This window comes from Ruegeria sp. BC7 (assembly GCF_056539165.1).
In genome coordinates, this window is sequence record NZ_JBQFUL010000003.1 from 547121 (window position 1) to 560315 (window position 13195).

Sequence of the window (13195 nt, forward strand, 5' to 3'; positions counted from 1 at the left end):
GTCTCGCGTTTCCTTCTGTTCACGAGGTTGCGGCCGCGACGAGGACAATCTCGCCGGACCAATCCGGTTGTATTTCTTCGGCAGCGCGCCACGCGCGCAAACCAGTGGCGCAGCACAAAGCCAGTGTTTGGCCCTTGTTAGGCTCTGATTTAAGGGTGGTGAGCGGCAGGCGCTGTGCATTTGGATGCGCCGGTTTCGGTGCTTCATCTTCGCTACGCAGTTCTATGATCAAATCGTCCCCGGTCAGTTCTCCTGCGGAGACAAATCTGAAGTGCCGCTCGGGTTCCGGCGCATTGTCAAAACGAAACGTGGTGCTGCGCAGTGTTCGTGCGTCGAACTGAACCATCTGGCCCAAAGGCGAGAGGTCCAGCCCCAGGATCAGGTTCAGCGTCATCTGCGCCTGCATCGCACCAATCAATCCCACAACAGGACCCAAAACGCCCGCAGTTGCACAGCTTGCCCCACTGTCTGGCGCATCCGGGAACACAGCGCGCAGCGACGGGGCACCGCCGCAGAATCCACCAACATAACCCGACAGGCCCAGAACCGACGCGGTGATCAGTGGTTTTCCTGCGGCAAAACACGTATCCGACAAGATATAGCTGGCGGCGTAACTGTCGGCACAATCCAGAACCACATCCGCCTGCGCCACAAAATCGGCGGCATTTTCGCTTGTTAGAGCCTGTTTTTCCGCAGATACGTTGATTTCACCATTCAACGCGCGACACCGCTCGGCGGCGACGATGGCTTTGGGCCGCCCGCAATCTGCCTCGGTAAACAGCGTCTGGCGGTGCAAGTTTGACAGGGCAACCGTATCGCCATCGACAATCGTGATCTGCCCGATACCGGCCCCGGCAAGTAGGGGAAGAACCGGGGCCGCCAAACCTCCGGCACCAATCACCAGAACCCGCGCATCGGACAAGCGCGCCTGACCTTCGGCCCCGACTTCGGGCAACAGGGTTTGACGCGCGTACCGGCTCATCGCGTGACCTCGATCCATTGGCGCACGCGGGCTTCGGGGTCGTCGTTCAGGGTGATGTCGGTCACGACCGAAACAATATCCGCACCTGCCTGCAACACGCCCTCGGCGCGTTCAACGCTCATCCCGCCAATACCGACAAGGGGAATGTCGCCCACCCGTGCTTTCCACTCTGTCACGCGCGGCAAACCCTGTTGTTCCCATTTCATTTTCTTGAGGATGGTCGGATAGACCGGGCCAAGCGCCACATAATCCGGGTCCATTGCCAGAACACGTTCAAGCTCATCATCGTCGTGGGTGGACACGCCCAGTCTAAGCCCAGCTTTCCGGATCGCTTTCAGATCGGCGTCGTCCAAATCCTCTTGACCCAGATGAATCCAGTCACACCCCGCATCAATGGCGGCCTGCCAGTAGTCGTTCACCACCAACACGGCACCATAAGCGCGGCAGAGGTCACGTGACGCGGAGATCTGCTCCCGCACCACCTCATCCGGCTGATCCTTGATCCGCAGTTGAACCAGCTTCACCCCCAGCGGCAACATGCGCCGCAACCAGTCGGAATGATCAAAAATCGGATAGAACCGGTCCAGCGTCATGACAGGAACGCCTTTCCGATCACCGGAGTCGAAGGTTCGGCCATATCTCGGGCCTCGATCGGATCGGCCTCATGCGCCAGTTGCCCCGCCTCAATCGCCAGCATCATCGCCCGCGCCATCGCCGCCGGATCACCTGCCCGCGCCACCGCTGTGTTCAAAAGAACGGCGTCATAGCCCAGCTCCATCGCGTGCGCCGCGTGACTTGGCAGGCCGATCCCCGCATCAATGACCAACGGCACATCGGCGAACTCAGCCCGCATTGCGCGCAGAGCGTATTCGTTGTTCAGCCCGCGCCCCGACCCAATCGGAGCGCCCCACGGCATCAGCACCTCGCACCCAGCCCCCAACAGGCGTTCCGCCACTATCAGATCGTCGGTGGTGTACGGGAAAACCTGAAACCCATCCTCGGTCAGAATGCGTGCGGCCTCGACCAACTGAAACACATCCGGTTGCAGGCTGTCGGTATGACCGATCAGTTCAAGTTTAATCCACCGGGTATCAAACACCTCGCGTGCCATATGCGCAGTGGTCACGGCCTCTTTGACTGTATGACAGCCAGCGGTGTTGGGCAGGACCAATACGCCAAGATCGCGGATCATTTGCCAAAACGTCTGCCCGGCACCGGACTCGCGCCGCAAGGACACGGTGGCGACCCCGGCCCGGCTTTCCCGAAATGCCGTCTCAAGTATCGCCGGACTGGGATACTGCGCCGTCCCCAGCATCAGTGGATTCGGCAGCTTGGTGCCATAGAACGTCTTCATCTTCAGCCCCCCTGCATCGGCGCAACAACTTCGACCCTGTCGCCGTCGGTTAGTTTATGGGCGACGCGCAGGGACGAAGGCACGAATTCTTCGTTGACAGCCGTCGCAACGCGACCGGTAAACCCGCATTCCAACAACACGCCCGACAAGGTTTCGGCACGCACCTCGCGCGGCTCACCGTTAAGCACGATCTTCATCCACCATCTCCGAATGTTTGTTTTCAAGCGCCAGATCAGCCACACCCTGTGCAAGCGCCGGAGCCAACAGGTAACCATGACGATAGAGGCCATTGGCATAGATCGTATGCCCCAGACGCCGGATACGCGGCAGGTTGTCCGGGAAAGCCGGGCGCAGATCGACACCGATTTCCAGCACCTCGGCTTCTCCGAAGGCGGGGTTCAGCGCGTATGCGGCGCTCAGCAGTTCCAACATGGATCGCGCGGTGATGCGGCTGCTGTCCTCTGACTCGATCATTGTTGCGCCTAGCATGTAGACGCCGTCGCCGCGTGGCACGATGTAAAGCGGCATTCGTGGGTGCAACAAACGCACGGGGCGAGACAGGGTTACATCAGGACACCGGATCACCAGCATCTCACCCTTGACCCCGCGAAGGTCATGCAATGTCTCGCGCGCGTGCAGCCCCCGGCAATCAATGGCGTTCTTCAATCTGGCCGGGGCCAGTTTCTGATGAAATACGACCCCCTCTGCGTGCAACTGCCGATACAGATCCAGCAACGCCCGGCGCGGATCTAAATGCGCCTCATCCGAAAAGAACAAGCCCTTGGAAAAGCCTGCCAAGTCAGGCTCTAATTGAGGGATTCCTGCCTGATTTACATCCTTGAACCCGTGCGTCCGGCGCGAGAACCGGCGCAGATCAGGCAGGTCTCTTGAATTGGCAACAACCAGAGTACCGCGCCGATGGACCTGAGTGCGCGAGCCCCACCACTCCAACGCGCCTTGCCCCAGACGCAGCACTGGTTCCTCGGCGTTTTCAAACTCGCACCACGGAGCCAACATTCCGCCAGCCCACCAGGAACACCCATGGGCACCCGGAGGTCCGCCAGGATCAAAAACCTGCACCTTCACGCCGCGTGACACAAGCTCGCTGGCGACGGTCAAACCGGCAACACCGGCCCCTATGACCGACCAGAGCGTCACGCCGTCCACACCCGATGAAAGTGATGGACCGGCCCGTGGCCCTGCCCGACATTCAACTCATCCGCCTTGGCGATGGCCCGCTGAAGATAGTCATGCGCCTGTGCGACCGCATCGGACAGCGCCAGACCCTTTGCCAACCCCGCAGCAATCGACGACGACAACGTGCATCCGGTGCCATGCGTGTTGCGCGTATCCACACGGGGGGCCGTGTATTCACCTAAGACACCCGAAGCGTCCAGCAGGATATCGTGACAAATATCCCCTGCGCCATGCCCGCCCTTCATCAATACTGCCTTTGCCCCCAATGCGCACAGGCTACGCCCCTGATCCGCCATCTCTACAGGCGACGCGGCGGCTGCGCTGTCCAACAGACACGCAGCCTCCGGCAGATTTGGCGTCAACACTGAAGCTCGGGGTAAGAGCACATCACGCAAGGTCTGAACTGCGTCCTCCGCCAACAGGGAATCGCCGGACTTCGCTATCATCACGGGGTCCAGGACGATCGGACCTTCAAAAGCTGCGATACTGTCGGCCACGGTACGGATAATCTCGGGCGTCGCCAACATTCCAATCTTGATGGAACCAACGTCCAAATCAGTCAGAACCGCATCGATCTGCGCCGCGATAACATCCAGGGGAATTCCATGCACGGCGATCACCGCACGGGTGTTCTGCGCCGTCACCGCCGTGATAACACTCGCGCCAAACACGCCAAGAGCCGACATCGCTTTCAGGTCGGCCTGAATTCCAGCCCCTCCGCCGCTGTCCGATCCTGCAATTGTCAATGCAATAGGCGCCATATGGTTGCTCCGGTTCAATTGGGGCAACGGTGGCGTGGAAAACGTCTGCAAAGTGTACGACCGTTCCCTCCGCCGGTATTGCCCGGATCAGGTTCGATGGGTTGACGCGTTCGCACCTCTCAGCCCTGTAGACAGGGCACCCCAACGGTTGGCGCGGACCATCTCAGGGAGGTCCGCAAGAATCAAGTATTTTTTGCGAGGCTCTGCCTCGCGCTCCGGGATATTTGGGGCCAGATGAAGTACGGATCCCCTGCTTCATCTGGCTAAAAATATCCCGGGGGAGTCTCCCGAAGGGAGGCGGGGGCAGAGCCCCCTAACCGAAGGTTCAGCCTTTCATCCCGTCCCAGAAAGATTTAACGGACGAAAAAAAGCTTTTTGATTCCGGGTGGTTATCTTCGCCCAGGTCATCAAACTCACGCAGCAGCTCTTTCTGGCGGCTGGTCAGGTTTACAGGTGTTTCAACGGCCAGTTCAATGAACATGTCACCAACCCCACCGCCGCGCAGGGCAGGCATACCCTTGCTGCGTAGGCGCATTTGGCGGCCTGACTGACTGCCAGCCGGAATCTGCACGCGACCGCGGCCACCGTCGATTGTCGGCACTTCGATCGAGCCACCCAGCGCTGCCTTGGCCATACTGACCGGCACACGACAATAGAGGTTTACACTGTCGCGCTCAAACAGCTTGTGATCTGAAACTTCGACGAAAATGTAGAGATCACCCGGAGGCCCCCCGCGCATCCCGGCCTCACCCTCACCCGCAAGGCGGATACGGGTACCGGTTTCAACGCCAGCTGGGATGTTCACGGATAGGGCACGCTCTTTTTCTACGCGGCCAGCGCCCTGACAGGACTTGCAGGGGTTCTTGATGATCTGTCCCAAGCCCGAACAAGTCGGACACGTGCGCTCGACAGTGAAGAAACCCTGTTGCGCCCGCACTTTTCCCATACCCGAGCATGTCGGGCACATCGTTGGCTCCACGCCACCTTCGGCACCCGAGCCGTCACAGGCTGAGCAGACTACGGCAGCGGGGACGTTGATAGTTTTCTGAAGTCCCGAAAACGCCTCTTCCAGCGACACGCGCAGGTTGTAGCGAAGGTCTGATCCGCGTGCGGCACGACGGCCGCCACCAGCTCCGCCACGCTGACCGCCCATGAAATCGCCGAACAGGTCGTCAAATACGTCAGAGAATGCGCTAGAGAAGTCGCCCTGGCCAAACCCGCCACCGGGACGACCGCCACCCATGCCGTTCTCAAACGCGGCGTGACCAAAGCGGTCATACGCGGCCTTTTTCTCGGCATCGCGCAGTACGTCATAGGCTTCGTTCGCTTCTTTGAACTGTGCCTCGGCATCCGGGTTGTCCTTGTTGCGGTCGGGATGCAATTCCTTGGCTTTCTTGCGAAAGCCTTTCTTGATCTCGTCCGCCGATGCGCCCTTTGATACGCCGAGCACATCATAGTAGTCGCGTTTTGACATCAGTATTTCCTTCTGCCTCAACGTAATCGGGCCGGCCCGACAACCGGACCGGCCCGAATTGGCCCGGTTGCCCGTTAGTTACGCTTGTCGTCGTCCAGATCTTCAAACTCGGCATCGACGATGTCATCGTCGCCCGGAGCTGCGTCTGCCGCTGCAGGCTCATCTTCGGCCTCGTCCGACTGCGCCTTGTAGATCGCCTCGCCCAGCTTCATGGCCGATTCGGTGACGTTCTGGATGCCCGACTTGATCTTGTCGGCATTCTCGGTTTCCAGTTCGTCCTTCAGTGCGGCGATCGCCAGCTCGATGGCTTCGATGGTGGTCGGGTCGACCTTGTCGGCGTGTTCCTCCATCGACTTCTCGGTCGAGTGGATGAGGCTTTCCGCCTGGTTCTTGGCGTCCACAAGCTCGCGACGTTCCTTGTCGGCCTCGGCATTTTCCTCGGCGTCCTTGACCATCTTTTCGATATCCGCGTCAGACAGACCGCCCGAAGCCTGGATCGTGATCTTCTGCTCTTTGCCGGTGCCTTTGTCCTTGGCCGAAACTGAAACGATACCGTTGGCATCGATGTCAAACGTCACCTCGATCTGAGGCATGCCGCGCGGTGCAGGCGGGATGTCTTCGAGGTTGAACTGACCCAGAATCTTGTTGTCCGCAGCCATTTCACGCTCACCCTGGAACACGCGGATGGTCACGGCGTTCTGGTTGTCCTCGGCAGTCGAGAAAACCTGAGATTTCTTGGTCGGGATCGTCGTGTTGCGGTCGATCAAACGGGTGAACACGCCACCCAGCGTCTCGATCCCCAGCGACAGCGGAGTCACGTCCAGCAGAACCACGTCTTTGACGTCGCCCTGCAGAACACCCGCCTGAATTGCGGCGCCCATGGCAACCACTTCGTCCGGGTTCACACCTTTGTGCGGCTCTTTACCGAAGAACTTGGTGACCTCTTCGATGACTTTCGGCATCCGGGTCATGCCACCGACCAGAACAACCTCGTCCACGTCAGCAGCGGACAGACCCGCGTCTTTCAGAGCGGCCGCGCAAGGCTTCATCGACTTCTTGATCAGATCGCCGACCAACGATTCCAGCTTGGCACGGGTCAGCTTCATGACCATGTGCAGCGGCTGACCGTTTGCGCCCATCGAGATGAACGGCTGGTTGATCTCGGTCTGCGAGGTCGAGCTGAGCTCGATCTTGGCTTTTTCAGCAGCTTCTTTCAGACGCTGCAGAGCCATCTTGTCGCTGGACAAATCGACGCCGTGTTCCTTTTTGAACTCATCCGCCAGGTAGTTGACGATGCGCATGTCAAAGTCTTCACCACCCAGGAAGGTGTCACCATTGGTCGATTTGACCTCGAACAGGCCGTCGTCGATTTCCAGAATGGTCACGTCAAAGGTACCGCCGCCAAGGTCATAGACCGCGATGGTTTGAGTTTCTTCCTTGTCCAGACCATAGGCCAGCGCAGCCGCTGTGGGTTCGTTGATGATCCGCAGCACTTCCAGACCGGCGATTTTACCGGCGTCTTTGGTGGCCTGACGCTGTGCGTCGTTGAAATATGCCGGAACGGTGATCACGGCTTGCGTGACTTCCTCACCCAGATAGCTTTCAGCGGTTTCCTTCATTTTTCCCAGAGTGAAGGCCGAGATCTGGCTTGGGGAGTACTTTTCACCGCGGGCTTCAACCCACGCGTCACCGTTGCCGCCATTGACGATGGCATACGGCACCATTTTCTTGTCTTTTTCGACTTCTGCATCATCCACGCGACGACCGATCAGACGTTTGACGCCAAAGATCGTGTTGTCGGGGTTGGTGACCGCCTGACGTTTGGCAGGCTGACCGACCAGCCGCTCATCTTCGGTGAAGGCGACGATCGAGGGCGTGGTCCGCGCCCCTTCTGCGTTTTCGATGACCTTCGGCTGCGAGCCGTCCATGATGGCCACGCACGAGTTGGTGGTTCCGAGGTCAATCCCGATTACTTTACTCATATGTTCAATCCCTTTCTCTTCAAGGCGATGTCCGAGGTCCGGACCCGTTATGGCACCCGGCCCCGATCTGATTTGCGCAACAGCCCTACACCATTACGCGTCCCGGCGTATATAAGGGCGGGACCAAAAGCCTGCAAGCGGTGTAAATCGCAGGTTTTCGGGATTCTGTGGCCTTTTTTCGCAAGGTTTTGGCAAGGATTGAGGATTCTTAGATGGCGCGGCTTATTTTGCGCGATTTCGACATCAGAAAAGCCTATTTGGACAGCACTGCGCAAACGCGGCTGATCGAGGTACTGCGTCCGATTCTGAAATCTGCGCCTTTGTTCCGGCCCGTTACGCCCTCGGGCAAGGAAATGTCGGTTCGCATGACTTCGGCCGGGGCGCTGGGTTGGGTGACGGATCGCGCCGGCTACAGGTATCAGGCGCAGCATCCCAAAGGGGGTGGCTGGCCAGCAATTCCAGACCCCATTCTCGATATCTGGCGCGATCTGGCCAGCGCCGAACGGGACCCGGATTGCTGTCTGATCAACTACTATGGCGAAGGGGCCAGAATGGGTTTACATCAGGACAAGGACGAGGCGGATTTTTCATGGCCAGTCCTGTCGATTTCTCTTGGGGACGACGCGCTGTTCCGCATCGGCAACAACACCCGGGGCGGCAAGACCGAGTCGATCTGGCTGAACTCGGGCGATGTCGTGATCATGGGTGGACCGGCACGCCTGACCTATCACGGCGTGGACCGCATCCGGTTCGGGTCATCCAAGCTATTGCCCAAGGGAGGGCGGATCAACCTGACCTTGCGCATCGCCAGTTAACGGCGCGCGCCCCAGCTCTGCGAGATTTGCTTGCGGGTGTAGAAAATTCCCAGCAGACCAATCATCAAAAGCGCCAACCCCACCCACAGCGGGTATTCCCAGTTGGTGTTGCGCGGAAAGTAGTTGCGGAAAACAAAGCCGCGACACTGGTCGATGATGTGAAACAACGGGTTCCACGCGAACATTGTCAGCATGAACCCGCCCAGCGCGTTCGCGACGAACATCTTCCCCGAGAAGATCATGTTCAGCCTGCGGTAAATCGTGTTCAGAATAGTTGATGTTGTTGGCAGCCAAGGTTTCATCGCCATGAAAACCACGCCAACCGCGCAACCGGTAAACCAAGCCAGAACCAGCATGTAGAACGCGCCGCCGGGGTCTTGAATTTCCAGCGGAGCGACTAAGACCATATACCCAAACAGGATCACGAAAATCGAGACGAGCTGCGTATAAAGGGTTCCAAAGGCCGAGGCCAAAAGAACCACCATCATATTCATCGGAGAATGCAGCATCATCGGATTATTGCCCGTCCCCACTCCGGCCACGGAACTGACGGATTTGATGTGCGTCATGAACAGAAACACGCCAGACAGCAGGAATAGGATGAATTCACCCCGGATTTTGGCGACCCGTGTCCCCATCAAACTCAGGAGCAAATAGAAAACCGTCACCAGCGCCAAAATCTGGACGATGTTCATAACGATCGCGATCACGGCGTTGGAATGGCGTGACCGAATGTTTCGCACAACAGCGTGAAACACCAGTTCAGCCGTCGTGAACGCGCCCCCCAAAAGCGTCTGATTTCGCTTAAAATAAAACACCCGCGCGCTCTTTCCCGCTTAATCGCTTGCAAACTGACACGAAATTCTTGCCGATCCGTAACCGGCACATCATAAGGCCGTCAGCATATTCGATCAACAAATCACAGGAACGGAGCATTTTTGTGACCTACGACGCCCTTATCCCCGTCATCCGCCGTTTGGCTTTGGAAGCTGGCGACAAGATCATGCAGATCTACAATTCGGATGATTTCGACGTGAAGGTCAAATCCGACTCCAGCCCCGTGACCGAAGCGGATGAGGCCGCAGACGCCCTGATCTCGGCCGGTTTGCGCGACGCTTTCCCGGATATTCTGCTGGTCACCGAAGAACAGGCGGCCTCGCATTCGGAAAAAGGTGACACGTTCCTGATCGTCGATCCGCTGGACGGAACCAAGGAATTCATCAACCGCCGCGGTGATTTCACCGTGAACATCGCGCTGGTTGAAAACGGCACGCCGACCCGAGGTGTGGTGTATGCCCCAGCCAAAGGGCGCATGTTCTACACGCAGCCCGACGGACAATCGGTCGAGGAAACCGGCGCGCTGGACAGGGAAAATATCGGCGAGACAACTCCGATTTCAGTCTCTAAACCAGACAATTCCGCACTTTTGATCGTAGCCTCGAAATCCCACCGGGATCAGGCAACCGAGGACTACATCAATAAGTATCAGGTGCAGGACAGCAAAAGCGCCGGCTCATCGCTCAAGTTCTGTCTGGTGGCTACGGGTGAGGCCGATCTCTACCCCCGCGTCGGCCGCACGATGGAGTGGGACACAGCCGCAGGCCATGCCGTTCTGACGGGTGCAGGCGGCAACGTGGTTCGCTTTGACGACCATACACCCCTGACCTATGGCAAGGATGGCTATGCAAACCCGTTCTTCATCGCCTACGCTCCGGGTGTTGACCTGAAGGAGGCTTGATGTCCGTTCTGATCGCCATTCCCGCCCGCTATGCCTCGACCCGTTATCCGGGCAAACCTCTGGTTCCGCTGACCGGCGCAAGTGGCAAGTCCATGACGCTGGTTGAACGGTCCTGGCGCGCGGCCTGTTCCGTATCCGGAGTGGACAAGGTGGTTGTCGCCACCGATGACGACCGTATCCGCGAAGCGGCGGAAGGGTTCGGGGCCGAGGTTGTCATGACCTCGGACTCCTGCGGCAATGGCACCGAGCGCTGCGCCGAAACTCACGCCAATCTGGGTATGGGCTATGATATCGTGGTCAATCTTCAAGGCGACGCGCCACTGACGCCGCATTGGTTTGTGGAAGACCTGATCGCAGGGCTGCGCGCCGCACCGGATGCCGGTGTCGCCACGCCGGTGCTGCGTTGTGATGGCGATGCGCTCAACAGCCTGCTGAACGATCGCAAGCACGGGCGCGTCGGCGGCACAACGGCCGTCTTCGCCGCAGATCACAGCGCCATGTATTTCTCGAAAGAGGTCGTTCCTTACACCGCTCAGACCTATGCGGAGGCAGACGAGACCCCGGTGTTTCACCACGTCGGCGTTTACGCCTATCGCCCCGATGCGTTGGCCGCTTACCCCACATGGCCCGTTGGCCCGCTAGAGCAGCTGGAGGGGCTGGAGCAACTGCGCTTCATGGAAAACGGGCGCAAGGTTCTTTGCGTCGAGGTCGAGGCCAAGGGCCGCCAGTTCTGGGAACTGAACAACCCGCAGGACGTGCTGAAGCTGGAGCAAATGATGGCCGCCATGGGGCTGGACTGATCGCGTAACTATTGAATTTAACAGCCCTCTTGGGCGGCAAGACAAACTGGAATTTTGAATGACTAATATCCTTGTGACCGGCGGTGCCGGCTACATCGGGTCGCATGCCTGCAAAGCGCTGTCGCAAGCAGGGTACACGCCTGTGACCTTTGACAACCTGATTACTGGTTGGCAGGACGCTGTGAAATTCGGCCCCTTTGAACAGGGCGATCTTTTGGACCGCGCCCGGCTGGACGAGGTTTTTGCCAAATATCAGCCCGCCGCCGTGATGCATTTCGCTGCCCTCAGCCAGGTGGGTGAGGCGATGTCGGAGCCGGGTAAGTACTGGACCAACAATGTCACCGGATCGCTGTCCCTGATCGAGGCCGCCGTTGCCGCCGGATGCCTGAACTTCGTGTTCTCGTCGACCTGCGCCACCTATGGCGAACACGACAATGTCGTGCTGGACGAAAACACGCCGCAGGAACCGCTCAACGCATATGGCGCGTCCAAACGGGCGATCGAGGACATTCTGCGCGACTTTCAGGCGGCGCACGGTCTGAACCACGTGATTTTCCGGTATTTCAACGTGGCTGGCGCTGACCCAGACGGTGAAGTGGGCGAATTCCACCGCCCTGAAACGCATCTGGTGCCCTTGATGCTGGACGCCATCGACGGCAAGCGCGACGGCCTGACCGTGTTCGGCACCGATTACGACACGCCGGACGGAACCTGCATCCGCGACTACGTGCATGTCTGCGATCTGGTTGATGCGCATGTTCTGGGCCTGAACTGGCTAGAGCAGGGCAAAGGCAGCCGTGTGTTCAACCTTGGGACAGGCAGCGGTTTTTCTGTGATGGAAGTTATCGGCCATTCCAAGTCCGTCACCAATCGCGACGTGCCTTATTCCATCGGACCGCGCCGGGTCGGGGACTGTACCAAACTGGTGTCAGGATCGGTGCGCGCCGGTGAGGAACTTGGCTGGACGCCCAAAAGATCCACGTTAGAGACGATGATCTCGGACGCGTGGCGCTGGCACCAAAACGGTCACTACGAGAAATGAGCCCCCTGTGACCGGTACCGAGGATACTCTGCCGTCCCTGTCATGGGTGCAGAAGTACCGGTTACGCCTGAAACGGCGGCGACTGTTATGGAGATCGTTTCGCAGCCGCCGTCAGTTGACTCCGCTATTGAATCGAACCCGCGCGATCAAACCGGGCGACATTCTGGCCTTTACCACCCTTAGGAACGAGATCACCCGCCTGCCCTGGTTCCTGCGGCACTACCGAGCCTTGGGTGTGGATCAGTTCTTGATCGTGGACAACGGCAGCGATGACGGGTCGGTCGCGTTTCTTGGCGACCAGCCGGACGTGTCGCTATGGCAGACGCATGGCAGCTATCGCGATGCGCGCTACGGGCTGGATTGGCTGACCTGGTTGCAGATGCGGCATGGGCACGGGCACTGGACGCTGATGGTGGATGCGGATGAGCTGTTGATCTACCCGCAGCATGATACGCGTTCACTGCGCGATCTGACGTCCCTTCTGGATCGACAAGGCCGCGACGCCTTTGGCGCGCTGATGCTGGACCTTTACCCCAAGGACCCGCTTGGGGTAAAGGACTACGACCCCGACACTGACCCAACCGCAGTTTTGAACTGGTTCGACACCGGTCCCTACCGCGCTAAACGACAGTCTCCTATGGGAAATCTATGGGTGCAGGGCGGCGCGCGCGAACGCATGTTCTTTGCCGACACCCCTCAGCGGTCCCCGACGTTGAACAAGCTTCCTCTGGTTCGGTGGTCCCAGCGATACGCTTATGTAAACTCGTGCCATTCGGCTTTGCCGCGAAAGCTGAACGCGGCCTATGACGGTCCGGGCGATAGCAGGCCGTCGGGCGTATTGCTGCACACCAAGTTTCTACCCGAGGTAATCGAGAAATCGAAGATCGAGAAAACCCGGCGGCAGCATTTCCACAACCCCGATCAGTTCGCGGGCTATTATGACGGGATAATTAATCGCCCCTTAATGTGGACACCCCAATCAGAGCGCTACACGGGCTGGAGGCAGCTTCAGCAACTCGGGCTGATGGGCAGTATTGATTGAAATTTCAG

At 58.8% G+C, this 13195-nt stretch carries 14 protein-coding genes and 1 riboswitch; of the genes, 5 read left to right on the forward strand and 9 right to left on the reverse strand.

Annotation, left to right across the window (positions count from 1 at the left end; translation table 11 throughout):
• Positions 1 to 19: 19 nt before the first annotated feature.
• From ACR0KS_RS11685 to dnaK, 8 genes are all read right to left on the reverse strand, one after another.
• Positions 20 to 982 (reverse strand): HesA/MoeB/ThiF family protein, encoded by a 963-nt coding sequence (locus tag ACR0KS_RS11685; RefSeq protein WP_170564418.1) that lies wholly within the window; start codon positions 980 to 982, stop codon positions 20 to 22.
• Entirely contained in the window at positions 979 to 1575 is a 597-nt protein-coding gene (locus ACR0KS_RS11690) for a thiamine phosphate synthase (RefSeq protein ID WP_170564421.1), read from the reverse strand. Before ACR0KS_RS11690 ends, ACR0KS_RS11685 begins: the two co-directional genes overlap by 4 nt.
• The gene (locus tag ACR0KS_RS11695; RefSeq protein WP_170564424.1) at positions 1572 to 2336 is read right to left on the reverse strand and encodes a thiazole synthase; all 765 of its coding nucleotides are present in this window, start codon (positions 2334 to 2336) and stop codon (positions 1572 to 1574) included. The genes ACR0KS_RS11690 and ACR0KS_RS11695 overlap by 4 nt, the downstream gene beginning before the upstream one ends.
• A 2-nt stretch (positions 2337 to 2338) precedes the next feature.
• A complete protein-coding gene (gene thiS, locus ACR0KS_RS11700) occupies positions 2339 to 2533 on the reverse strand; it encodes a sulfur carrier protein ThiS (RefSeq protein WP_170564427.1) in 195 nt (64 codons plus the stop codon).
• Positions 2517 to 3494 (reverse strand): FAD-dependent oxidoreductase, encoded by a 978-nt coding sequence (locus ACR0KS_RS11705; RefSeq protein ID WP_480693216.1) that lies wholly within the window; start codon positions 3492 to 3494, stop codon positions 2517 to 2519. The genes thiS and ACR0KS_RS11705 overlap by 17 nt, the downstream gene beginning before the upstream one ends.
• On the reverse strand, positions 3491 to 4294 hold the full coding sequence (gene thiD, locus ACR0KS_RS11710; protein WP_170564432.1) for a bifunctional hydroxymethylpyrimidine kinase/phosphomethylpyrimidine kinase: 804 nt from the start codon (positions 4292 to 4294) through the stop codon (positions 3491 to 3493). The genes ACR0KS_RS11705 and thiD overlap by 4 nt, the downstream gene beginning before the upstream one ends.
• Positions 4295 to 4341: 47 nt before the next feature.
• Positions 4342 to 4448, reverse strand: a riboswitch (TPP riboswitch).
• A gap of 171 nt (positions 4449 to 4619) precedes the next feature.
• Positions 4620 to 5768: a molecular chaperone DnaJ gene (gene dnaJ, locus ACR0KS_RS11715; protein ID WP_170698160.1), complete on the reverse strand. Its 1149-nt coding sequence runs from the start codon at positions 5766 to 5768 to the stop codon at positions 4620 to 4622.
• Between the two features lie 74 nt (positions 5769 to 5842).
• Positions 5843 to 7750 carry a molecular chaperone DnaK gene (gene dnaK / locus ACR0KS_RS11720; RefSeq protein ID WP_170564438.1) on the reverse strand — a complete coding sequence of 636 codons (1908 nt, stop codon included), beginning with the start codon at positions 7748 to 7750 and terminating at the stop codon, positions 5843 to 5845.
• Positions 7751 to 7962: 212 nt separating this feature from the next.
• Here dnaK and ACR0KS_RS11725 point away from each other — a divergent pair, with 212 nt between their 5' ends.
• A complete protein-coding gene (locus tag ACR0KS_RS11725; RefSeq protein WP_170564442.1) occupies positions 7963 to 8565 on the forward strand; it encodes an alpha-ketoglutarate-dependent dioxygenase AlkB in 603 nt (200 codons plus the stop codon).
• Here ACR0KS_RS11725 and ACR0KS_RS11730 read toward each other — a convergent pair.
• Positions 8562 to 9383, reverse strand: a complete 822-nt coding sequence (locus ACR0KS_RS11730; protein WP_170564445.1) for an ABC-2 transporter permease — start codon at positions 9381 to 9383, stop codon at positions 8562 to 8564. The genes ACR0KS_RS11725 and ACR0KS_RS11730 overlap by 4 nt on opposite strands.
• Before the next feature lie 122 nt (positions 9384 to 9505).
• Between ACR0KS_RS11730 and cysQ the strand changes: the two genes are divergently transcribed.
• The 4 genes from cysQ to ACR0KS_RS11750 are packed head-to-tail and all read left to right on the forward strand — an operon-like array spanning position 9506 to position 13187.
• Positions 9506 to 10303, forward strand: a complete 798-nt coding sequence (gene cysQ / locus ACR0KS_RS11735) for a 3'(2'),5'-bisphosphate nucleotidase CysQ (RefSeq protein WP_170564447.1) — start codon at positions 9506 to 9508, stop codon at positions 10301 to 10303.
• The gene (locus ACR0KS_RS11740; protein WP_170564449.1) at positions 10303 to 11103 is read left to right on the forward strand and encodes a 3-deoxy-manno-octulosonate cytidylyltransferase family protein; all 801 of its coding nucleotides are present in this window, start codon (positions 10303 to 10305) and stop codon (positions 11101 to 11103) included. Before cysQ ends, ACR0KS_RS11740 begins: the two co-directional genes overlap by 1 nt.
• Before the next feature lie 58 nt (positions 11104 to 11161).
• The gene (gene galE, locus ACR0KS_RS11745; protein ID WP_170564451.1) at positions 11162 to 12145 is read left to right on the forward strand and encodes a UDP-glucose 4-epimerase GalE; all 984 of its coding nucleotides are present in this window, start codon (positions 11162 to 11164) and stop codon (positions 12143 to 12145) included.
• A gap of 7 nt (positions 12146 to 12152) precedes the next feature.
• Positions 12153 to 13187: a glycosyltransferase family 2 protein gene (locus ACR0KS_RS11750; RefSeq protein ID WP_480693217.1), complete on the forward strand. Its 1035-nt coding sequence runs from the start codon at positions 12153 to 12155 to the stop codon at positions 13185 to 13187.
• The last annotated feature ends 8 nt before the right edge of the window (positions 13188 to 13195 follow it).

Bases quoted from the DNA above. Each gene is read 5' to 3' on its own strand.
- thiS (WP_170564427.1), bottom strand. From the start codon at position 2,533: ATGAAGATCGTGCTTAACGGTGAGCCGCGCGAGGTGCGTGCCGAAACC.
- ACR0KS_RS11725 (WP_170564442.1), top strand. From the start codon at position 7,963: ATGGCGCGGCTTATTTTGCGCGATTTCGACATCAGAAAAGCCTATTTG.
- dnaJ (WP_170698160.1), bottom strand. From the start codon at position 5,768: ATGTCAAAACGCGACTACTATGATGTGCTCGGCGTATCAAAGGGCGCA.
- dnaK (WP_170564438.1), bottom strand. From the start codon at position 7,750: ATGAGTAAAGTAATCGGGATTGACCTCGGAACCACCAACTCGTGCGTG.
- galE (WP_170564451.1), top strand. From the start codon at position 11,162: ATGACTAATATCCTTGTGACCGGCGGTGCCGGCTACATCGGGTCGCAT.
- thiD (WP_170564432.1), bottom strand. From the start codon at position 4,294: ATGGCGCCTATTGCATTGACAATTGCAGGATCGGACAGCGGCGGAGGG.
- ACR0KS_RS11690 (WP_170564421.1), bottom strand. From the start codon at position 1,575: ATGACGCTGGACCGGTTCTATCCGATTTTTGATCATTCCGACTGGTTG.
- ACR0KS_RS11740 (WP_170564449.1), top strand. From the start codon at position 10,303: ATGTCCGTTCTGATCGCCATTCCCGCCCGCTATGCCTCGACCCGTTAT.
- ACR0KS_RS11695 (WP_170564424.1), bottom strand. From the start codon at position 2,336: ATGAAGACGTTCTATGGCACCAAGCTGCCGAATCCACTGATGCTGGGG.
- ACR0KS_RS11685 (WP_170564418.1), bottom strand. From the start codon at position 982: ATGAGCCGGTACGCGCGTCAAACCCTGTTGCCCGAAGTCGGGGCCGAA.